Genomic DNA, 21,272 nt, shown 5'->3' on the forward strand with positions numbered 1-21,272 from the left:
AGACCGCATGAGCCGCCCTGACACCGCCCTGGCCTTGCCGCGCAGGGGCTTGACCCTTCCGTTGCTCAAGCTGCTGGCCTTCAGCGCGCTGGGCGTCTTCCTGTTCTTCGTCGACCTCGAGATCGGTGGCCGCCGCACCATCCCGGTCGACCACATCAGCAGCTACCTGGTGCGCGAGCAACGCAGCCTGGCAGTGGTCTTCGTGTTGGCGCTGATGGCTTGGGGAGCATTCGCGCCCTTCGTCACCGGCACCTTCGGCCAGAGCATCACCACGCGGGTGTTCAGCGTGGTCAAGCTGACTGGCTTGGCACTGGCAACGCTGTACCTGACTGGCCTGGCGCCCGACTTGGCCAGCCAGAAAGACATGCTGCCCTTCCTTTTCGAGAAGCTGGCGCTGTCGGTGGGTGTGCTCATCCCCATCGGCGCACTGGCGCTGACTTTTCTGGTGGGCTTTGGCCTGCTGGAGCTGGTGGGCGTGCTGATGGAACGCGTGATGCGCCCGCTGTTCCGCACCCCCGGCTACTCGGCCATCGATGCCGTGACCTCCTTCGTCGGCAGCTATTCGATCGGCCTACTCGTCACCAACGCCATGTACTTGCAAGGCAAGTACACGGTGCGCGAGGCCATGGTCATCGCCACAGGTTTTTCCACGGTCTCAGCCACCTTCATGATCGTCGTGGCCAAGACCCTGGGCCTGATGGAGCACTGGACCTTCTTCTTTTGGGCCAGCTTCGTCGTGACTTTCGCCGTCACCGCGATCACGGCCTACCTGCCGCCCATCGCCGGCATGGACGACCGCCGCCGCACTCCCGACGAGGTCGACCCTGGCCAGCCCGTCGGCCCCCGCTGGCGGCAGGCCTTGCAAGCCGGGGTGGCACGTTACCAATCGCGCGATCCGCTGCCGAAGATGCTGTGGGCCCATCTGAAGGATGGCTTGCAAATGTCTGCCGTGGTCACCCCCAGCATCCTGGCGGTGGGCTTTGCCGGCCTGTGCCTGGCCAAGTTCACGCCCGTATTCGACTGGATCGGAGTGTTGCTGAAGCCCGCGCTGTGGGTCGCCGGTGCCTTGCTGGGCTTGGACAACGCCACGGCCGCCAGCGGCGCCTTCGCCTCGGGCCTGGCCGAGATGTTTCTGCCGGCCATCCTGCTCAAAGACGCCGAGTTCCTGCTGCGCTTCCTGGTAGCCCTGGTCTCGATCAGCACCGTGCTTTTCCTGTCCGGCTGCGTACCTTGCATCCTGGCCACGCGCATCCCGGTCAAGTTCCGCGACTTGCTCGTGATCTGGCTGCTGCGCAGTGTGCTGAGCATCGTTCTTGGCGCCATCTCGCTGCGTGTGGGCTTGGCCTTGGGCTGGCTGGTGCTGCCGGCCTGACCTCCCCTGCCGCCACATTGTCTTGCCCTGGAGAACCCCATGACTCCCCAACCCGACCCCCGCTACGACCCGACCCGCGTGATCCGCGCCCCGCGCGGCTGCGAGCTGCATTGCAAGAGCTGGCTCACCGAGGCCGCCTACCGCATGCTGCAGAACAACCTCGACCCGGACGTGGCCGAGAACCCGCAAGCCCTGGTGGTCTATGGCGGCATCGGCCGCGCCGCGCGCAACTGGGAGTGCTTCGATCGCATCCTGGCCTGCCTGCGCGAGCTCGACGACGACGAATCGCTGCTGATCCAGTCGGGCAAGCCCGTGGGCGTGTTCAAGACCCACCCCGACGCCCCACGCGTGCTGATCGCCAACTCCAATCTCGTGCCCAAGTGGGCCACCTGGGAGCACTTCAACGATCTGGACCGCCGGGGCCTGTTCATGTACGGCCAAATGACGGCCGGCAGCTGGATCTACATCGGCAGCCAAGGCATCGTGCAAGGCACGTTCGAGACCTTCGTCGAGGCCGGCCGCCAGCATCATGGCGGCGATTGGTCGGGCAAATGGATTCTCACCGCCGGCCTGGGCGGCATGGGCGGCGCCCAGCCACTGGCCGCCACATTGGCCGGCGCGGTCTCGCTGACCGTGGAGTGCGAGCAAAGCCGCATCGACTTTCGGCTGCGCACGCGCTATGTAGACAAGCAGGCCCGCAACCTCGACGAAGCCCTGGCCATGGTGCGCCACCACTGCGAGCGTAAGGAGGCCGTCTCCATTGCGCTGCTGGGCAATGCCGCCGAGGTGCTGCCCGAACTCGTCCAGCGCGCCAAAGCCGGCGGCCCGAAGCCAGACCTCGTGACCGACCAGACCTCGGCCCACGACCTCATCCACGGCTACCTGCCGGCCGGCTGGACCATCGAACAGTGGAAGGCCGCCCAACACGATCCTGCCCTGCACGCCACACTGCGGGACGCCGCTGCAAAGAGCTGTGCCGTGCACGTGCAGGCCATGCTCGACTTCCACGCGATGGGGGTGCCCACGGTGGACTACGGCAACAACATCCGCCAGGTGGCGCACGACCACGGCGTGAAAAACGCCTTCGACTTCCCCGGCTTCGTGCCGGCCTACATCCGCCCGCTGTTCTGCGAGGGCAAGGGCCCCTTCCGCTGGGTGGCGCTGTCGGGCGACCCGGAAGACATTTACAAGACCGACGCCAAGATCAAGGAACTCTTCCCCGACAACCACCACACCCACCGCTGGCTGGACATGGCGCGCGAACGCATCGCCTTCCAAGGCCTGCCCGCACGCATCTGCTGGCTGGGCCTGGGCGAACGCCACCGCGCCGGCTTGGCCTTCAACGAGATGGTGCGCAAAGGGGAACTCAAGGCCCCCATCGTGATCGGACGCGACCACCTCGACACCGGCTCGGTGGCCAGCCCCAACCGCGAAACCGAGGGCATGCGCGACGGCACCGACGCCGTCTCCGATTGGCCGCTGCTCAATGCCCTGCTCAACACCGCTGGCGGCGCCACCTGGGTCAGCCTCCACCATGGCGGCGGCGTGGGCATGGGCTACTCTCAGCATGCGGGCATGGTCATCGTGGCCGACGGCACCGAGGCCGCGGCCCGGCGCCTGGCGCGCGTGCTGGTCAACGACTGCGGCTCGGGCGTGATGCGCCATGCCGATGCGGGGTACGACCTGGCCATGGCCACCGCGAAGAAACACGGGCTCCATCTGCCCATGATCGACCGGGCCTGAACATGCAAGACACCTTGGTTCTCCATCCTGGCCGGCTGACCCTGGGCGAGCTGCGTGCTCTGTGGAGCGCCCCGCAGCGCGTGGTCCTGCCCGAGTCCGCGCATGCAACCATCCGCGACTCCGCGGCCGCCATCGAGGCCATCGTGACACGGGGTGTGGCGGCCTACGGCATCAACACCGGCTTTGGCAAGCTGGCCAAAACGCGCATTCCTGAGGCCCAGCTCGAACAACTGCAACGCAATCTCATCCTGTCGCATGCCGTGGGCACGGGCGAGCCGATGAGCGATGCCACCGTGCGGCTGGTAATGGCGATGAAAGCAGCCAGCCTGGCGCGCGGCCATTCGGGCGTGCGCCCGGTGGTCATTGACACCCTGCTGGCCCTGCTCAACGCGGGCATCATGCCGCTCATCCCGTCCAAGGGCTCGGTCGGGGCCTCGGGCGACCTGGCCCCGCTGTCGCACATGACCCTGGCGCTCATGGGCCAAGGCGAGGTGCGCATGGACGGCCGCGTGATGCCGGCCGCAGCCGCCTTGCAGGCCGCCGGCATCGTGCCACTGACACTGGCGGCCAAAGAAGGACTGGCGCTGATCAACGGCACCCAGGTCTCCACCGCACTGGCCCTGCATGGACTGTTCATGGCCGAGCGGTTGCTGGAAGCCGGCCACCTCATCGGAGCGCTCTCGGTGGACGCCGCCAGAGGCAGCGACACGCCTTTCGATGCCCGCATCCATGCGCTGCGCGGGCAACCCGGCCAGATCGCCAGCGCCGCGGTCACGCGCGGCTTGCTCCAAGGCAGCGAGATCCGGCGCTCGCACCTCGTCAACGACGAACGCGTGCAAGACCCTTACAGCCTACGCTGCCAGCCTCAGGTGATGGGCGCCTGCCGCGACCTCATCGCCCAGGCCGCGCGCACCTTGCTCTTCGAGGCCAACGCCGTCACCGACAATCCGCTGGTGTTTGCAGACACCGGCGAGGTGCTCTCCGGCGGCAACTTCCACGCCGAGCCCGTGGCCTTTGCCGCGGACAGCCTGGCCCTGGCGCTGGCCGAGATCGGGGCGCTGTCCGAGCGGCGCATCGCCTTGCTGATCGACAGCACGCTGTCGGGCCTGCCGCCCTTCCTGGTGGACAACCCCGGACTGAACAGCGGCTTCATGATCGCCCACGTCACGGCGGCCGCCTTGGCCTCAGAGAACAAGACGCTGGCGCATCCGGCCAGCGTGGACAGCTTGCCCACCAGTGCCAACCAGGAAGATCATGTGAGCATGGCCACTTTCGCTGCTCGACGCCTGGACGCGATGGCCGACCACAGCGCCACCATTCTGGCGATCGAGTGGCTGGCCGCCGCGCAGGGGGTGGACTTTCACCGCCCGCTGCGGACCTCGCCACGTCTGCAACATCTGCACGCCCTCTTGCGCGCGCAGGTGCCCTTCTACGACCAGGATCGCCTGTTCGCCCCCGACATCGAAGCCGCCAAGGCGCTGGTGCTGCGGGGGGCCGCAGGCGCCGGCAACGACGATCTGCTCGCGCAGCTGTGGAAGGATGGATGATGCCAAGGCCGCCGACCCCGCTCACCCTTTGGCGTCACGCCCGCCTGGCCACGCTGGCTGGCGAAGGCTGGGGCCTGATCGATGACGGTGCCGTGCTCACGCAAGGCCCGCGCATCACCTGGGTGGGCCCGGCCAGCCAATTGCCCACCGGCCTCCAGGTGGAGGCCGAACATGACCTGGGCGGCGCCCTGGTCACCCCCGGCCTGATCGATTGCCACACCCATCTGGTCTATGCCGGGCAGCGAGCCGATGAGGCCGAGCTGCGCCTCCAAGGGGCCAGCTACGAACACATCGCCCGTGCCGGCGGTGGCATCCGTTCGACCGTGGCTGCCACGCGTGCGGCCACCGACGACGAACTGCTGCGCCTGGCCGCTTTGCGGGCCCAGGCCCTGCGAGCCCAGGGCGTGACCACGCTGGAAGTGAAGTCGGGCTATGGCCTGTCGCAGGAGGCCGAGGCGCGCTGTCTGCGCGTGGCGCGGCGCCTGGGCGCAGCCCTGGGGCTGACGGTGCGCACCACCTATCTCGGGGCGCACGCCCTGCCCCCGGAATATGACGGCCGCAGCGACGACTACATCGACGCCGTGTGCGCGTGGCTGCCCGCGCTACACGCCGAGGGCCTGGTCGATGCGGTGGACGCTTTCTGCGAGCACCTGGCCTTTACCCCGGCGCAGACCCGCCGCGTGTTCGAGGCCGCCCGCCGACTGGGCCTGCCAGTGAAGCTACATGCCGAGCAACTGTCGGACCAGGGCGGCGCGGTTCTGGCCGCCTCCTTCGGCGCGCTGTCGTGCGACCACCTCGAACACCTGGGCCCAGACGGGATTGCCGCGATGCGCTGCGCCGGCAGCGTGGCCGTGCTGCTGCCCGGCGCCTTCTACATGCTGCGCGAGACGAAGCTGCCGCCCATCGCCGCGCTGCGCGAAGCCGGCGTGCCCATGGCCGTGGCCACGGACCACAACCCCGGCACCTCGCCGGCGCTGTCGCTGCCGCTGATGGCCCACATGGCCTGCGCCTTGTTCCGTTTGACGCCGCTGGAGGCCGTGCGCGGCATCACGGTGCACGCCGCCCGCGCGCTGGGCTTGCGCGACCGCGGCACCCTGCAGGCCGGCCAGCGCGCCGACCTGGCCGTGTGGGCGCTCGATCATCCCAATGAGCTTTGCTACTGGTTTGGCCACGCGCCCTGCACCCAGGTGGTGGTGGCCGGCGAGATCGCACGATGAACCCCGACGTCTGGCAAGGTCGCATCGACAGCGAAGACAGCGGCGTGACCACCCGCTGGCATCAGCATGTGCAGCCCTGGCGCCCCGGCAGCCGCGGCGGCATCGTGCTGCTGGGCTTCGCCTGCGACGAGGGCGTGCGCCGCAACGGTGGCCGCCCCGGCGCGGCCCAGGGGCCCGCGGCCCTGCGATCGGCCCTGGCCAACCTGCCCGTGCTGGGCGAGCCAATGGTGTTCGATGGCGGCGACGTGGTCTGTGAAGATGGTGAACTCGACATCGCCCAGACCACGCTGGCCGCGCGCGTGGCCCAGGTGCTGCGGCAAGGCCATCTGCCGATGGTGCTGGGCGGCGGCCATGAAGTCGCTTGGGGCAGCTTTCAGGGTCTGATGCAGGGTCGGCCGGATCTGCAGCGTGTGCTCGTCATCAACCTCGATGCCCACTTCGACCTGCGTGAAGCGCGCCAGGGCAACTCGGGCACGCCCTTCCTGCAAATCCAACGCTGGTGTGCTGCGCAGGGCCGGCCCTTCGACTACCGGGTGTTGGGCATCAGCCGCTTTGCCAACACTCAAGCCTTGTTCGACCGGGCCCAGGCCCTGGGCGTGAAACACTGGCTGGATGAGGCCCTTCAATCGCCCGAAGGCCTGCGGATGGCGCAAGCCGAACTCGCCCGCGACTTGATCGCGTGTGAAGCGGTTTACCTCACGCTGTGCCTGGACGTGCTGCCTGCTGCGCTGGCGCCGGGCGTGTCGGCCCCAGCGCCGCTGGGGGTGCCGCTTGCGCATGTCGAGGCCCTGGTCGATCAGGTGATGGCCAGCGGCCGCGTGGCCTTGGCCGATATCGCCGAGCTCAACCCGGCCTTCGACCGCGACGGGCTGACCGCGAGGGTGGCCGCCCGGTTGGCCGCACGCATCGCTCGTGCGGCCCGAGCTTGAGCCTCAGCGGCCGTGGGGCCGCTGCGCCGCACGCGGGCCCGACGCGCGGGTCTCCAGGTGGCGGAAGGTGATGCGGCCTTTGCTGAGGTCGTAGGGCGACAGCTCCAGCGAGACATGGTCGCCCGCAAGAATGCGAATGTGATGCTTGCGCATCTTGCCTGCGGTGTAGGCCACGAGGCTGTGGCCATTGTCCAGCGTCACACGGTAGCGCGAATCCGGCAACACTTCCTCGACCCTGCCGCGCATCTCGATCAGTTCTTCCTTGGCCATATCGACTCCTTGAGAAATGCTGGGGTTGCGCTCACCAGGCTCAGGCCAGGAGGGCGCGCTGCGCCCATAGCCGGCCTTGCTCGGCGGCATGACGCAAAGCGCCTTCGTAAGTTTCGAAGCTCGTGGCAAAGCGGAACACACGGTCATGTGTGCCCGCGCCCCGACCGCTGCGAATCGACACCGATGCGGCGTAGCCGCCGGCATCGTTGCGGCGTGACAGTGGAGACACAAGGTATTTGCCCACCGAAAACGGTGGCTCTGAATGGGCTTGCATGAGTTGTTTTGCGCATGAGGCCTTGACGGCGTCATGCCTTTCCCAAAGGTATCGAGGCCGGCCCCCAAGGGCCGGACACGAGGCCGCCCGTGGCGGCCCGTAGAACGAAAGAGCTGACCTTGCACGATCTAGGCAAGGCAGCAGCGAAGGAAGCTTTCCGACGGAGAAAGCACACACCACGGCCTTCGAGCATGTAGCCTGGCTCGAAGCCTCGGCTCACCGGCCGATCCCGCCACGCGCCACCTCGTGCACCAAGCCCCTTGGGCTCTTGGAGGACTCTGAACGCCGCGCGGCAATTGCAGTAGAAGCGTTCGAGTATACCCGGGTGGGGCATCGGCATGCGCGACAATCCTGGCCATGCAGGAATTGCCCTCCGAGGTGCCCCCGTCTTTCGTGGCCTTGTTCCAGGAGCCAGGCCGCCTCAAACCGAATCGGCCTTGGGCCGAGATCGCGCAGCGCCATGAACTGTGCGAAGACCTGGCCCAGATGCTCACCGAGACGGCGCGCACCAAGCGCTGGGAATTGCATGCCACCGAAGCCGATGTGCTGGCACGCATCGGCCGCGGCCTGCACGAAAGCAGCCCACTGGATCTGAGCCCGCAAGAGGTGCAGTGGGTGCTCAGGCGCCTGGCGGAGCTGCTGGGGTGGGCGCCGTGCTAAAACCCGGCGCGCGGCAGACGGCGGCAAGCCGGCTCAGGCCGCTTGCGCGGGCATGGGCTCGATGTCCCTCCACTGTTGGCGCACTTGCACAATCTCCTCGAGACAGGCATGCAAGGCCCGCACCGCTGGCGGCCAGAAGTGCTGGCCGCTTTGTCCATCGATCCACGCCAAGGCTTGTTCGATGGGCCAAGCCGGCTTGTACGGCCGCACACTGGTCAAAGCATCGAACACATCGGCCACCGCCACGATGCGCGCCTCCACCGCGATGGCCTCCCCCGCCAGGCCCTGAGGGTATCCGCTGCCGTCCCATTTCTCGTGGTGCTGGGCCGCAATGCGACTGGCCATCTGCAGCAGGGGGCTGTCGTCGTCGCCAAGGATTTGCGCGCCGATGAGCAGATGGGTTCGCATCACCGCCCATTCGTCCTCGTCCAGCTTGCCCGGCTTGAGCAAGATGCGGTCGGGAATGCCGATCTTGCCGATGTCATGCATCGGCGCGGCCGCTTCGATCAAGTCGCAGAACACCGGCGGCGCCCCCAGGGCTTGCGCGATGAGGCGGCTGAATTTGCTCATGCGGATCACATGGCGGCCGGTCTCGTTGTCTTTGAACTCCGCGGCTCGGCCCAAGCGCCAGATCACCGCCTGACGGGTCCGCTCCAGCTCTTGCCTTTGCACCAAAGCCAAGTGGGTGCGTATGCGGGCTTTGAGCACCGCCGGCGAGATCGGTTTGGTCACATAGTCCACGGCCCCCAGGTCCAGTCCGCGGGCTTCGTCCTCCTCGTCGCCCAAAGCGGTACAAAACAACACCGGGATCGACGCCGTGGCCGCGTCGGCTTTGAGTTGCACGATGACCTCGTGCCCGGTCATGCCCGGCATCATCACATCCAGCACGATGAGTGCCGGCTGCAAACGCTTGGCCATCTCCAAGGCTTGCATCCCATGTCGAGCAAACGACAAGGTGTACAGCGGCTCCAGCACCCGCTTGAGCAACTGCAGGTTGGCCGGCTCGTCATCGACGAGCAGCAAGCGCGGGCGCTCTTGCAAGGCCGTCCACGGTGTCCACACGGCCTGCAGTGCTGTGTCGTCCTTCATGCGCGCACCTCCTCGTTCTGTGCTCGATCGCCCAGGCGCCAAGCCAGCCATTGAGCAGCCCGTTCGAAATCGAACTCTTCGAGCCAGCCCCGCAAGCCTTGCGCGCCGGCGGGATCCTGCTCGGCCAGTTCCGCCAGCGCAGCGCCATCGATCTCCCCGCGCTGGCAAGCCTGCAGCAGCCGCTGCAGCAAGGCCGCATCGATGGGCACATCGCCGCCCGGCTCGTGCGCAGCCGTCCCTGCCCCAGCGTGCACACCGCCATCGGCGTCTGGTGACAGGCCACACCATTGCCACACCGCCCGCCAAGCCTGCTCGGCCTGTGGCCACGGCACCGTGCGGCCTTCCCGCAGCGCGCGCTCACACGCGCGCGCGGCCGCAGCCAAAGCCGGCAGCCCCAGATTCGCCGCCGTGCCCGCCCATCGATGCCATTGCTCGGCCGACCACTGATCCCACCGGCTTGCGCGCACCAGGGGCTTTTGCTCGCGCAGCCAATCCTGCACCCGCGCGAGCCAGTCATCCCCCCACAAGGCTCGACCACGCGCCTCATCGGCCACTGCAGTGGATGTGTCGGACCCGCTGGCGCGTGCATCCTCGCCTCGGGTCTGGGCGGCATGTTCTTGCACCGAGCGCTCCAGCGCCCGCACATCGATGGGCTTTTCCAAAAAGCCATTCATGCCGGCTTGCCCCGCAGCGTGGCGGTCGGACTCCAACACGCTGGCGCTCAAAGCCAGCACCGGTCGCGCCGGCCAGCGATGCGCCCGCTCGGCCGCGCGCAGCTGCTTGCAAGTCTCCACCCCATCCCACTGCGGCATGTGCAAGTCCAGCAAGATCACGTCCCACTGCCCACCCTGCTCCACGTAGTGCTGCAGCAAGGAGCGCCCATCGGGCAGCACACACACCTCGTGCCCAGCACGCTGCAACAGTCGCCGCAGCAAATCCCGGTTCTGCTCCACATCGTCACACGCCAGCACACGCAGGCGCGGCCCCTGCGCGGCTGCGGCCGGCGGCAAGGGCGACGGCTCGGTGGGACACGGCGCATCCTGCACCGGCGCCAGCGGCAACCATAGCGTGACCGTCGTGCCTTGGCCTGGCACGCTGTGCAAGCTCAGGCGCCCTCCCATGCGCTGCACCAATCCCTTGACGATGCTCATGCCCAAGCCCGTGCCGCCATAGCGTCGCGCGGTGCCGGCGTCGGCCTGCACGAAGGGCTCGAAGATCGCTTGTTGCCGCTGCGGGTCGATGCCGATGCCCGTGTCTTGCACCCACAGGCGCAACTGGCCGTCTTCGGTCGCCGCGCCGAGGGTCACATGCCCCTGTTCGGTGAACTTCAGCGCGTTGCCAAGCAAGTTCGTCAATATCTGGCGCACCCGATCGCCATCGCCCAGCCAGCAATCCGGCAAGCCATCGGCCATCTCCAGGCGCAGCGACAAGCCCTTGCGCGCGGCCAAGACCCCGAACTGTGAAACCAGATCGCGCAGCATCCGCGGCAGCCGGAATGGCGCCTCGACGATGGAAAACTCGCCGCTTTCGAGCTTGGCCACATCCAGCAGATCATTGAGGATGCGCAGCAAAGAGCGTGCGGCATCCAGGATCGACTGCGCTTGCGCACGCTGCTCGGCGTCGGTCAGTTGATCACGCAACAGCTCGGCAAACCCCACCACCGCATTCATCGGCGTGCGGATCTCGTGACTGACCGTGGCAAAGAAGGTGCTGCGTGCGGCCATGGCCTGTTGCAGCCGTTCGTTCAGGTGCTGCAATTCCTGCAGGGCCTGCACGTGCTCGGTCACATCCATCACCAGCTTGAGCACTGCCACCACCTGCCCGTGCAGGTCGTGGATCGGTTGGTACCAGCCGCTCATATGCCGCACCCCACCGGACTTGGTGCGCCGCTTGAAGGTCCCTTTCTGCGGCTGCCCTTGACGCAAGGCCTGCCAGAACGCCTCCATTTGTGCAGGGTCTTGGGCCAGCGCCCAGACCGACCGGTGGGGCCGGCCGATCAACTCTTCCGGTTCGTACTCCAAAGCCCGCGCCAGGCGATCATTGACGTCGAGAAACTCGCCTTGGACGCTCAGCCGCGCCCGGCCCACCACCTCATCCACGCCAAGCAGGAGCTCTTTCTCGCGCTGTTGGGCCCATTGGGCGGCGGTCACGTCGGACAAAAACAAGTCCACCACCGGCTCGCTGGCATCCACACGATGAGCCACTGCACGCACTTCCATCCAACGCTGTGCGCCGCTGGCATGCTCGAAGCGCACGTTCAAGTGGATCGGTCGCCCGGTCTGCAGTGTCTGACGCATCGCCTGCAGAAACACCGGCCGGTCCGCATCGGTGATGATCTGCGTCAGCGTCCACTGCTCGCGCTCGTAATCCTGCAGGCTTCGTCCGGTCAGATCTTCCAAAGACCGCGACACCAGCACGCGCTGCATGGTCTCGTCACGGCGCGCGCGCAGGCGCACCACGGTGCCCGGCAAGTGTTCCAGAATGTCGCTGATGAGCCGATCGCGCTCACGCAAGTGCTGCGCCAAGGACCGGTAAGACACCAGGCCCACCACGCCCCAGGCAAACCCGAAGACGCACACCGTCACCAGCGCCACGGCCACCGCCAGCTCGAACTGGCGGCTCGACCAGCGCTGGTACAGCAGGTCCACCGGCCCGACGAACAAGGACGCCTGCATGGCCGTGTAATGCATGCCGCTGATGGCCAGCCCCAACAAGGCGCCAGACACCAGGACCACGACCAACCGCGGCCAACGCGTGCGGCTGAGCACGGCGCGTGCGCCCAGGCCCAGCGTGGCCAGGGCCACCGCCACCACGATCGAGATGGCAAACCAGGTCGGGTCGTAGCGCAGCTGGCTGTCCATGCGCATCGCGGCCATGCCGGTGTAGTGCATCACGCCAATGCCCGCCCCCACGGCCACCCCGGCCCACACGATCGAGCGCAGATCGTCCCGGCGCTGCTGCACAGACCGCAGCCCCACCGCGCTGGCCACCACACTGGGCAGCATCGAGGCGGCCGTCACCCACTCGTCGAATTGCACCGGCTGGCAAACGTCCACGGCCAGCATGCCGATGAAGTGCATGCTCCAAACGCTGCCGCCCAGCACGATCACCGCCGTCCAGTGCGCCGCGTGTGCGGTGGCCGCCCCAAAGCGGTCGGGCCGCCGGGCGATCCCCATCAGCTGCATCGCCGCCATGCCGCCGAGCATGGCCACGATCACCGATGCGGCCACCAGCATGTCCGAGTACACGAGCTCGGCCCGCGGCACCTCGGCGCTGCGCGACAAAAACCAGCCCAAGCCATCGAAACTTTCCATGGACGGCTTATCGGCCGTCCCTGGTCGCCACTTGATGGCTGCCAGCGTGAATTATTCGACCGTGACGCTCTTGGCCAGGTTGCGTGGCTTGTCCACGTCCGTGCCCCGCGCGCAGGCCGTGTGATAGGCCAGCAGCTGCAACGGCACCACATGCAAAATGGGCGACAGCACCCCGTAATGCTCCGGCATGCGAATGACGTGCACGCCCGGCTCGCTTTCGATGCGCGTGTCCGCATCGGCAAACACATAGAGCTGGCCGCCGCGGGCGCGCACTTCCTGCATGTTGCTCTTGAGCTTCTCCAACAAGGTGTCGTTGGGCGCCACGGTCACCACCGGCATCTGGTCGGTCACCAAAGCCAGGGGACCATGCTTGAGCTCACCGGCCGGGTAGGCCTCGGCATGGATGTAACTGATCTCCTTGAGCTTGAGCGCCCCCTCCAAGGCGATCGGATAGTGCAGGCCACGGCCCAAGAACAAGGCGTTCTCCTTGCGCGCGAATTCCTCCGCCCAGGCGATCACCTGCGGCTCCAGCGCCAGCACCGCCTGCAAGGCCACGGGCAGGTGGCGCAAGGCTTTGAGATGCGCCGCTTCGTCCTCCTCGCTCAGGCGGCCGCGCACCTGGGCCAAGGCCAGCGTCAGCAAAAACAGCCCGACCAGCTGCGTGGTGAAGGCCTTGGTCGAGGCCACGCCGATCTCCACGCCGGCGCGCGTGATGTAGGCCAGCTTGCATTCGCGCACCATCGCGCTGGTGGCCACATTGCACACCGTGAGCGTATGGGGCATGCCCAGCGCCCGCGCATGCTTGAGTGCCGCCAGCGTGTCGGCCGTCTCGCCCGACTGGGTGATCGTCACCACCAAGGTCTTGGGATGAGGCACGCTGTCGCGATACCGGTATTCGCTGGCAATCTCGACGCTGGTCGGAATTTTGGCGATCGATTCCAGCCAGTATTTGGCCGTGCAGCCGGCGTAGTAGCTGGTGCCGCAGGCCAGGATGAGCACTTGCTCGACCGCTTTGAACACCGAATAGGCCCCATCGCCAAAGAGTTCGGGGGAGATGGCCTGTACCGCATCGAGCGTATCGGCAATGGCACGCGGCTGCTCGAAGATTTCTTTCTGCATGTAGTGGCGGTACGGACCCAGCTCGGCCGCACCGGTGTGCGCCAGCACCGTGCGCACCGGCCGCTCGACCCGCTCATAGCGGTCATGCGGCGCCTGGGCCGTGCGCGATTCGATCCAGTAGCGACCCCATTGCAGGTCCACCACATCGCCGTCCTCCAGATAAATGATCTGGTCCGTCACCCCGGCCAAGGCCATCGCATCGGAGGCCAGGAAGTTCTCGCCCGACCCCGACGCCCCCACCCCCAGCACCAAGGGCGAGCCCTCGCGCGCCCCGACCACCCGGTGGGGTTCGTCGCGGCAAAACACAGCAATCGCATAGGCGCCTCGCAGCCGCAATGCGGCGCGCTTGACCGCATCGAAAAGGTCGCCCTCGTAAAGATGGTCGACCAAGTGGGCGATGACCTCGGTGTCGGTCTGGCTCGCAAACGCATAGCCCTTGGCCTGCAGCTCGGCGCGCAACTCATCGTGGTTCTCGATGATGCCGTTGTGCACCAGGGCAATGCGTGCCGGGCGCGTGGTGTAGGCATCGGCGCCCGTGCCATGTGAAAAATGGGGGTGGGCGTTGTGCACCGCCGGCGCGCCATGCGTGGCCCAGCGGGTGTGGGCGATGCCGGTGTATCCCGCCACTTGGTCCTCAGCCACCTGAGCTTCCAGCTCGGCCACACGCGAGGTGCTGCGCGCACGGCGCAGTCCGCCGTCTTGGTGCACGGCCACACCACAGGAGTCGTAACCGCGATATTCCAGGCGCTTGAGGCCCTCGATCAGGATGGGAACGATGTTGCGCTGGCTGGTGGCGCCGACGATGCCGCACATGGACGAGCTCCGTAAACAAGGGATGTCGGCATGCTAGACAAGGCGATGAGAAATTTTCTTGCGTTTATAAACACTTTATGAACGATCAAGACATCATATCCTCGAGATGCAATAATCTGTCATTTGTGATCATGTTTTGATGGATTCATTCGCCACCCTCCCTCACCTTCCCCTGGACGCGATCGACCTGCGCCTGCTCGATCAGCTGCAGCGGGATGCCTCCTTGAGCAACCAAGCCCTGGCGCAGCGCTGCCATGTGTCGCCGGCCACCTGCCTGCGCCGGGTGCGGCGTCTGGTGGAAGCGGGCGTGATCGAGCGGCGCGTGGCCCTGCTGTCGCCCGAGCGGCTGGGGGCCGGGCTCACGGCCATCGTCGAGATCACACTGGACCAGCAGGCCGCCGAACGCCTGGCCGCCTTCGAAGCCCGTGCCGTGGCCGAGCCCCAGGTGCAGCAGTGCTACCGCGTCAGCAGCGGACCCGACTTCGTGCTGGTGATCCAGGTGCGCGACATGGACGCCTACCACGCACTGGCGCAGCGCCTGTTCACCAACGATGCGAACGTGCGCAATGTGAAGGCCTACTTCGCTGTGAAGCGAGCAAAGTTTGAACCTGCGCTGAACCTGCCCCCGCCTTCGGCCTGAGCCCCGCGGTCGCCCCGGGCTGCGCGGCGCCTCTTGACTGCAATGTTATAACATTGCATTCATCGATTTTCGACTGGAGGAAGCCGCATGACCCCATCCCATCCCCCCATCCCCCGTCGTCGGTGGCTGGCGGCCGCCTTGTCGGCCACCTTGCTGCTGGCCGCTTGCGGTGGCGGCAGCGACAGCAACGACCATGACGATGAGTACCACGTCGACACCCTGGGCCGGCTGGTGATCGCCGATGGCAGTACCACGGTGCGTGTGCTCGACCTCGACGGCGGCACCGTGGTGCAGAACTACACGCTGGACCACGCCCCCTCCGCCCTGTACAGCAGCCCCGGCCACCGCTACGCCCTGGCCGTGCAGCGCACGCAGGACCAGGTGCAGGTGATCGACGGCGGCATCTACCAGGAAGACCATGGCGACCACCTGCACGACTACAAGCGCAATCCGGCGCTGTTGGACTGGCGCCTCCCCGGTGTGCGGCCCACCCACTACCAAGCGCATGACGGTCTGGCCGCCTTCTTCATGGACGGCCTGGAGGCCAGCAGCCTGCCGGCGCAGGTCGTGGTCCTCACCGACGCCAGCATCGCCGCGCGGCAAGCCCTGGCTTCGCTGACCCTGCCGCGCGCGATGCATGGCACGGCCGAGCCGCGCGGCAACTTCCTGCTCACCACCTACCGCGAAGCTGGCAGCCAAAGCACGCTGCCCAGCCAGGTGGAGCTCTACCAGCGCAACGGCAGCGGCTACAGCTTCGTGCAGCGCTTCGAGGAAGCCTGCCCCGGCCTGCACGGCAGCTACTCCAACGAAAGCCACAGCGCCTTCGGCTGCACCGACGGCGTGCTCATCGTCACGCAGGACGGCAGCAGCTTCAGCACCCGCAAGCTGCCCAACCCGGATGACATGCCGGTGGATGCGCGCATCGGCACGATCCTCGGTCATCCCGAGCGCAGCACCTTCATCGGCATCGCCTCGCCCGGCCACTTCTTCGACATCGACCCGGTGGCCGGCACCCTCACCCGCATCGACTGGGCCGAGGGCCGCACCCGCCGCGCGCATGCCATGGACGCCCAAGGCCGCCACCTGCTGATCCTGGACGACCAGGGCACGCTGCACCTGCTCGACGGCCACGCCGGCTGGGCCGTGCGCGCCCGGCTGCCGGCCATCGCCAGCATGCCCACGGCAGCCCCCTTCCCCGCCATCGCGGTGAACCGCGCCGCCAACCGCGCCTACCTGAGCGACCCCAACGGCGCGCGCATCGTGGTCGTCGACCTGGACACGGCCACCTTGGCTACCCCCATTGCCTTGAACTTCAACCCCACGCTGCTGACCTGGGTGGGCATCGAACGACATGACAACCATGCGCATTGACCGCATCGCACCGCTGATCCTGGCGGCCGCCGGCCTGGGCACCCCCGTGTGGGCGCAGACGCCGGCCAACCCGCCCACCGTCTCGAACTTCGAGCTGGGCCTGGTGCTCGACGGCGCCTTCAGCTCGCGCGAACTGGCCTTGGGCCAGCGCGAGCGGGGCTTCGGCCTCGGCCACAACGAGTTGAGCCTGGCCGGTGCCGTGGACCCCCTCTTCCAGGCCCGCGCGACCGCCGTGCTGCACAGCCACGAGGGCGACACCGAACTGGACCTCGAAGAGGCCTACCTCGAGACGACCACGCTGCCAGCCGGCGTGCAGGTGCGTGCGGGCCGCTTCCTGGCCAGCCTGGGCTACCTGAACGAGCAGCATGTCCATGCCGACGACTTCGTCGAACGCCCCTTGCTCTACCGCGCCTTCCTGGGGGGGCATTACTTCGACGACGGGCTGCGCCTGAGCTGGACGGCCCCCACGCGCCTGTACTGGCGCTCCACCGTCGAGGTGCTGGGCGGCCGCCAGCTCGTGCCGGCATCGACCCACGATCCGCGCGCTGGCGCCTTCACCGCCAGCACCAAGATCGGCGGCGACTGGAATGCCTCGCACAGCTGGCAACTGGGCCTGTCCTACCTGCACAACCGGCGCAAGGCGGTGATGGAGGAGGAAGACCCCGACCCGGATCACGACCATGACCATAACCATGCCCATGGCAGCCGGTTCGGCGGACGCCATCTCGTGATCGCCGATGCGGTGTGGAAATGGGCCCCTGCTGGCAACAACCGCCAGCGGCAGCTGCGTGTCTCGGCCGAGTACGCGCGTGTGAGCGAGCTCAACGAGTTCGCCCGCTCAGGCGATGTGCACGAAGCCGGCTATCTCTCGGTGGTGTACCGCTTCGCGCCGCAGTGGGAAGCCGGCCTGCGCGTGGACCAGCTGCGCGTGCGCGAGCCGCATGGCGACCACTTCCACAGCGGCCGCCTGCGCGAAGCCAGCGCGATGCTGGCCTGGAAGCCCACCCACTTCTCGGCGCTGCGCCTGCAGCTCACCGCGCAGCGCGACCGTGGCGGCTTCCAAGACGCCGCTCACAGCGTGCAACTGCAATACGTGATGAGTCTGGGAGCCCATGGTGCGCACGGTTTCTGAACGGATGCGCCGCTGGGCGGCGGCGGTGCTGGGCTGCCTCTTGGCCGCGCCGGCGGCGCAAGCGCTGGAAGTGTTCACCTGCGAGCCCGAATGGGCCGCGCTGGTGAAGGCCCTGGCCCCACAGGCGCGCGTGACCAGCGCCACGCACGCGCTGCAAGACCCGCATCACATCGAGGCTCGCCCCGCGCTCATCGGGGCTATGCGCCGTGCCGATGTGGCCGTGTGCACCGGCGCCTCGCTGGAAGCCGGCTGGCTGCCCATGCTGCAGCAGCGCGCGGGCAATGCACGCGTGTTCGACGGTCGCGACGGCATGTTCTACGCGGCCGACCACGTGACGCTGATGCACGACCACGCCCACACGCCCCTGGACCGCAGCCTGGGTGACGTGCATGCCGAGGGCAACCCCCACTTGCACCTCGACCCGCACAAGCTCAAGCAAGTCGCCCAGGCCCTCGCCGACCGCCTGGCGCGCATCGACCCCGCCGGCGCCGCAGGTGTGCGCCAGCGCCACGCGGCCTGGGTCCAGGCATGGGATCAACACATCGCCCGCTGGGAAAAGAAGGCCGAGCCGCTGATGGGCCACGCCCTGGTGGCCCAACACACCACCTTTGCGTACCTGTGGGAATGGCTGGGGCTCACCCAAGTGGCCGACTTGGAACCCAAGCCCGGTTTGCCGCCCACGCTGGCGCATCTGCAGCGGGTGCTCAAGGACGTGGCCGAGGACCCGCCACGCTTCATCGTGCAAGCAAGCTACCAAGACCCTCAGGCCGGCCGATGGCTGGCCGCACGCACCGGCTTGCCGCTCAAGGTCTTGCCAGCCACCGTCACCGAGCAAGGGCGCAGCGCCACCCTCGAAGGGCTGTTCGACGAGTTGATCGACCAGCTCTTGGACGCCCTGCGAGCATCGGAGGCTCGAACTCGATGAACGAACTGTCCGTGCTGGGCTGGCCACTGGCCGCCGGCGTGCTGGTCTTGCTCAGTCACGTGCCGCTGGGCCTGCAAGTGCTGCGCCGCGGCATCGTTTTCATCGACTTGGCCGTGGCCCAGGTGGCAGCCCTGGGCGTGCTGATGGCCGACACCCTCACCGGCGCAGACCGCATCGTCTCCTCGCTCGCCGGTGGCCTGGCCGCGCTGCTCGGGGCCGCCGGGGTGGCCATGCTCAGCCGCCTGTGGCCCCAGCGGCGCGAGGCCCTCATCGGCCTGGTCTATGTGGGCGCCGCCGTGGCTGCACTGCTGTGGATCAGCGCCGACCCGCATGGGGGGCAAAAACTCGCCGCCGTGCTCGCCGGCGACGTGCTGTGGGTGCTGCCGCAGCAGTTGGCAGTGCTGGCCGCAGCCACGGCCGTGTTCCTGCTGCTGCAACGGTGGGCTGGGGCCTCGCTGTGGAACGGCCCGGCCTTCTACCCAGCCTTTGCGGTGCTGGTCAGCTTGTCCGTGCCGCTGCTGGGGCTTTACCTCGTGTTCGCCACGCTCATCGTGCCGGCACTGGCCGTGGCCGGCCTGCGCGGCCCCCTCTGGGCCGGCGTGGGCCTGGGCACCTTGGCCTATGCGGCGGGCCTGTGGGCCTCGCTGCACTGGGACTTGCCCAGCGGTCCTTGCATCGTGCTGGCACTGATGGCCGCCGGTGGACTGGCGGCCCTGGGCCGGCGCAAGCCGCCAGCCCGCCAGGGCAGCGCTACACTGGATGCGTGAGTCCCACGAACGCTTCCACGAACGCCTCGTCCGCCCGCCCCAGCCCCGCCGAGGTCTCGCGCCGCCTCGATCGCGCCGAGGCCCTGTGCGCCGCGCGCGGGGCCCAACTCACGGCCTTGCGCCGCGAAGTGCTGGAGCTGCTGCTGCTGCGCCAAGGCAGCGCCAAGGCCTACGACCTGCAAGACGACCTGCGCCAACGCCACGGCCGGGTCGCCCCCACGACCGTCTACCGAGCCCTGGAATTCCTGATGGAGCAGCAGCTGGTGCACCGCGTGGACACCCTCAACTGCTTCGTCGTCTGCAACCTCGACCCGCAGCCCCACGATCATCCCCATGAGCACACGATGATGCTGGTGTGCTCACGGTGCGGCCAGGTCACCGAAGTGCACGACCCGGCGGCCACCGAGGCCATCGGCCGGGCCTTGCAGACCGATGCCCCCGGCTTTCGCGCCATGGACATCGAGATCAAAGGGCTGTGCGCAGCCTGTCAGTCGGCCCCCGCCTCGTCCTGAACCTCGGCGCAGCGGCGGCAAATGCAAGCCCGCCGGCGCAAGGGCTGCGGCACGCGAGCCAAAGTCTCGGCCCGGAACCTCACCCGGGTGCACCAACAAGGCGTCGGGGCCTGCGCCGGCGCGGCCATCGCGCAGCCGTTGGGCCCGCCACACAAAGGGCAACGGCTGGTATCGATCGGCGGCTTGGCGCTCACGGGGTTTTGCGCGGCCGTTGCCAGCCCGCCACCGTCACCGCCTTGGCGCGCGCCACGGTGAGCTGGCCTGCCGGTGCATCCTTCGACAAGGTGCTGCCGGCCCCGATGGTCGCCCCCTCACCGACGGTCATCGGCGCCACCAGCACGCAATTGCTCCCCACATGCGCGTCGTTGCCGATCACCGTGCGGTGCTTGTTGGCGCCATCGTAATTGGCGGTGATGCTGCCGGCGCCGTAGTTCACCCGCTCCCCCACGGTGGCATCGCCCAGATACGCCAAGTGATTGGCTTTGGCGCCACGCGCCAAGGTCGAGTTCTTCACCTCCACGAAGTTGCCGATGTGCACCTGCGGCCCCAGCTCGGTGCCCGGACGCAGCCGAGCGAACGGCCCCACCAGCGCCGCCTCCCCCACCTTCACCCCCTGGGCGTCCCCATCGATGTGGGTATAGGCATGGATCACCGCGCCGGCGGCGATCTCGGCATTGCGAATCACGCAATACGGCCCGATGCGCACGCCGTCACCCAGCACCACATGCCCTTCGAACACACAGCCGACATCGATCTCCACATCCCGCCCACAGCTCAGGCGGCCACGCACATCGAAGCGGGCCGGGTCGGCCAAACGCACCCCCTCGGCCATCAGGCGCTCGGCCTGGCGGCGTTGCCAGCGGCGCTCCAGGTCCGCCAGCTGTGCCGGGCTGTTGACCCCCAAGACCTCGATCTCATCGGCCGGGTGGGCGGCCACCACCTCCACGCCCTCGGCCACCGCCAGGGCCACCACGTCGGTCAGGTAGTACTCCCCCTGGGCGTTGTCGTTGTTCAGTTGCGCCAGCCAGCGCTTCAGGTGCGCCGTCGGTGCGGCCATCATGCCGGTGTACACCTCTCGAATCTCCCGCTGCGACGCGCTGGCATCCTTGTGCTCCACGATGGCACGCACCGCCGCCCCTTCACGCACGATGCGGCCGTAGCCGGTGGGATCGGCCAAATGCACCGTCAGCAAGGCCAGACGGCGTCCATCGCAGGCCGCCACCAAGGCACGCGCGGTTTCCGCCTCGATCAACGGCACATCGCCATTGAGAATCAATGTGGTGCCTGGCTCGAGCAATTCCGGCACCGCCTGCTGCACCGCATGGCCGGTGCCCAACTGCGGCTGCTGCAGCACGAAGCGCAGGCCCTCGGCCGCCTGCGCCATCGCCGAGCGCACCTGCTCGGCCCCATGACCCACCACGGCAATGAGGCGATCCGGCTGCAAACGTGCAGCCGCGTCGATCACATGCTGCAATAGGGCTCGCCCCGCCAGCCGATGCAAGACCTTGGGCAGCGAGGATTTCATGCGGGTGCCTTGCCCCGCGGCCATGATGACGACGTTCAGTGCCATGGAAAGGT

The 21,272-nt window shown here is 67.8% G+C and carries 19 protein-coding genes; 12 read left to right on the forward strand and 7 right to left on the reverse strand.

Annotated elements, in window-relative coordinates; genetic code table 11:
• Positions 1-7 precede the first annotated feature (7 nt).
• Genes CTA01S_RS06460 through hutG form a run of 5 tightly spaced genes read left to right on the forward strand, consistent with a single transcriptional unit; the run spans position 8 to position 6,808 of the window.
• On the forward strand, positions 8-1,372 hold the full coding sequence (locus tag CTA01S_RS06460) for a YjiH family protein (protein ID WP_062193515.1): 1,365 nt from the start codon (positions 8-10) through the stop codon (positions 1,370-1,372).
• 39 nt (positions 1,373-1,411) lie between these two features.
• Positions 1,412-3,115: a urocanate hydratase gene (gene hutU / locus CTA01S_RS06465; RefSeq protein ID WP_062193517.1), complete on the forward strand. Its 1,704-nt coding sequence runs from the start codon at positions 1,412-1,414 to the stop codon at positions 3,113-3,115.
• 2 nt (positions 3,116-3,117) lie between these two features.
• Complete coding sequence (gene hutH / locus CTA01S_RS06470; protein ID WP_062193521.1) at positions 3,118-4,662, forward strand: histidine ammonia-lyase; 1,545 nt, start codon at positions 3,118-3,120, stop codon at positions 4,660-4,662.
• Positions 4,659-5,879: an imidazolonepropionase gene (gene hutI, locus CTA01S_RS06475; protein ID WP_198150795.1), complete on the forward strand. Its 1,221-nt coding sequence runs from the start codon at positions 4,659-4,661 to the stop codon at positions 5,877-5,879. Before hutH ends, hutI begins: the two co-directional genes overlap by 4 nt.
• Complete coding sequence (hutG, locus tag CTA01S_RS06480; RefSeq protein WP_062193524.1) at positions 5,876-6,808, forward strand: formimidoylglutamase; 933 nt, start codon at positions 5,876-5,878, stop codon at positions 6,806-6,808. Before hutI ends, hutG begins: the two co-directional genes overlap by 4 nt.
• 3 nt (positions 6,809-6,811) lie before the next feature.
• Here the strand turns inward: hutG and infA are convergent, their stop codons facing one another.
• Together infA and CTA01S_RS06490 are read right to left on the reverse strand one after the other, a co-directional pair.
• Positions 6,812-7,078, reverse strand: coding sequence for a translation initiation factor IF-1 (infA, locus tag CTA01S_RS06485; protein WP_019562106.1), 267 nt, complete (start codon positions 7,076-7,078; stop codon positions 6,812-6,814).
• 40 nt (positions 7,079-7,118) lie between these two features.
• On the reverse strand, positions 7,119-7,352 hold the full coding sequence (locus tag CTA01S_RS06490) for a hypothetical protein (protein WP_062193528.1): 234 nt from the start codon (positions 7,350-7,352) through the stop codon (positions 7,119-7,121).
• A 357-nt stretch (positions 7,353-7,709) separates the two neighbouring features.
• Between CTA01S_RS06490 and CTA01S_RS06495 the strand changes: the two genes are divergently transcribed.
• The gene (locus tag CTA01S_RS06495; protein ID WP_062193530.1) at positions 7,710-8,012 is read left to right on the forward strand and encodes a hypothetical protein; all 303 of its coding nucleotides are present in this window, start codon (positions 7,710-7,712) and stop codon (positions 8,010-8,012) included.
• Between the two features lie 33 nt (positions 8,013-8,045).
• On the opposite strand, the gene CTA01S_RS06500 is transcribed toward CTA01S_RS06495, so the two are convergent.
• Genes CTA01S_RS06500 through glmS form a run of 3 tightly spaced genes read right to left on the reverse strand, consistent with a single transcriptional unit; the run spans position 8,046 to position 14,347 of the window.
• Positions 8,046-9,101: a response regulator gene (locus CTA01S_RS06500; protein ID WP_062193533.1), complete on the reverse strand. Its 1,056-nt coding sequence runs from the start codon at positions 9,099-9,101 to the stop codon at positions 8,046-8,048.
• Entirely contained in the window at positions 9,098-12,415 is a 3,318-nt protein-coding gene (locus tag CTA01S_RS06505; RefSeq protein WP_062193536.1) for an MHYT domain-containing protein, read from the reverse strand. Before CTA01S_RS06505 ends, CTA01S_RS06500 begins: the two co-directional genes overlap by 4 nt.
• A 51-nt stretch (positions 12,416-12,466) precedes the next feature.
• Positions 12,467-14,347 (reverse strand): glutamine--fructose-6-phosphate transaminase (isomerizing), encoded by a 1,881-nt coding sequence (gene glmS, locus CTA01S_RS06510; RefSeq protein ID WP_062193539.1) that lies wholly within the window; start codon positions 14,345-14,347, stop codon positions 12,467-12,469.
• 139 nt (positions 14,348-14,486) lie between these two features.
• On the opposite strand from glmS, the gene CTA01S_RS06515 reads away from it, so the two are divergent.
• The 6 genes from CTA01S_RS06515 (at position 14,487) to CTA01S_RS16390 (ending at position 19,694) form a co-directional block, all read left to right on the forward strand.
• Positions 14,487-14,987 (forward strand): Lrp/AsnC family transcriptional regulator, encoded by a 501-nt coding sequence (locus tag CTA01S_RS06515; protein WP_062193542.1) that lies wholly within the window; start codon positions 14,487-14,489, stop codon positions 14,985-14,987.
• Positions 14,988-15,074: 87 nt separating this feature from the next.
• On the forward strand, positions 15,075-16,358 hold the full coding sequence (locus CTA01S_RS06520) for a hypothetical protein (RefSeq protein ID WP_198150797.1): 1,284 nt from the start codon (positions 15,075-15,077) through the stop codon (positions 16,356-16,358).
• Positions 16,339-17,490, forward strand: a complete 1,152-nt coding sequence (locus tag CTA01S_RS06525) for a TonB-dependent receptor (RefSeq protein WP_232301006.1) — start codon at positions 16,339-16,341, stop codon at positions 17,488-17,490. The genes CTA01S_RS06520 and CTA01S_RS06525 overlap by 20 nt, the downstream gene beginning before the upstream one ends.
• A complete protein-coding gene (locus tag CTA01S_RS06530; protein WP_232301007.1) occupies positions 17,471-18,415 on the forward strand; it encodes a metal ABC transporter substrate-binding protein in 945 nt (314 codons plus the stop codon). The genes CTA01S_RS06525 and CTA01S_RS06530 overlap by 20 nt, the downstream gene beginning before the upstream one ends.
• The gene (locus CTA01S_RS06535) at positions 18,412-19,182 is read left to right on the forward strand and encodes a metal ABC transporter permease (protein ID WP_084362323.1); all 771 of its coding nucleotides are present in this window, start codon (positions 18,412-18,414) and stop codon (positions 19,180-19,182) included. The genes CTA01S_RS06530 and CTA01S_RS06535 overlap by 4 nt, the downstream gene beginning before the upstream one ends.
• Entirely contained in the window at positions 19,179-19,694 is a 516-nt protein-coding gene (locus CTA01S_RS16390) for a transcriptional repressor (protein ID WP_062193551.1), read from the forward strand. Before CTA01S_RS06535 ends, CTA01S_RS16390 begins: the two co-directional genes overlap by 4 nt.
• On the opposite strand, the gene CTA01S_RS16615 is transcribed toward CTA01S_RS16390, so the two are convergent.
• Positions 19,670-19,888, reverse strand: a complete 219-nt coding sequence (locus tag CTA01S_RS16615) for a cysteine-rich CWC family protein (protein ID WP_198150799.1) — start codon at positions 19,886-19,888, stop codon at positions 19,670-19,672. The two genes, CTA01S_RS16390 and CTA01S_RS16615, sit on opposite strands and share 25 nt — an antisense overlap.
• Positions 19,885-21,264: a bifunctional UDP-N-acetylglucosamine diphosphorylase/glucosamine-1-phosphate N-acetyltransferase GlmU gene (glmU, locus tag CTA01S_RS06545; protein ID WP_062193554.1), complete on the reverse strand. Its 1,380-nt coding sequence runs from the start codon at positions 21,262-21,264 to the stop codon at positions 19,885-19,887. The genes CTA01S_RS16615 and glmU overlap by 4 nt, the downstream gene beginning before the upstream one ends.
• Between the last annotated feature and the right edge of the window lie 8 nt (positions 21,265-21,272).

This window comes from Caldimonas taiwanensis NBRC 104434, assembly GCF_001592165.1.
GTDB lineage: Bacteria > Pseudomonadota > Gammaproteobacteria > Burkholderiales > Burkholderiaceae_C > Caldimonas > Caldimonas manganoxidans.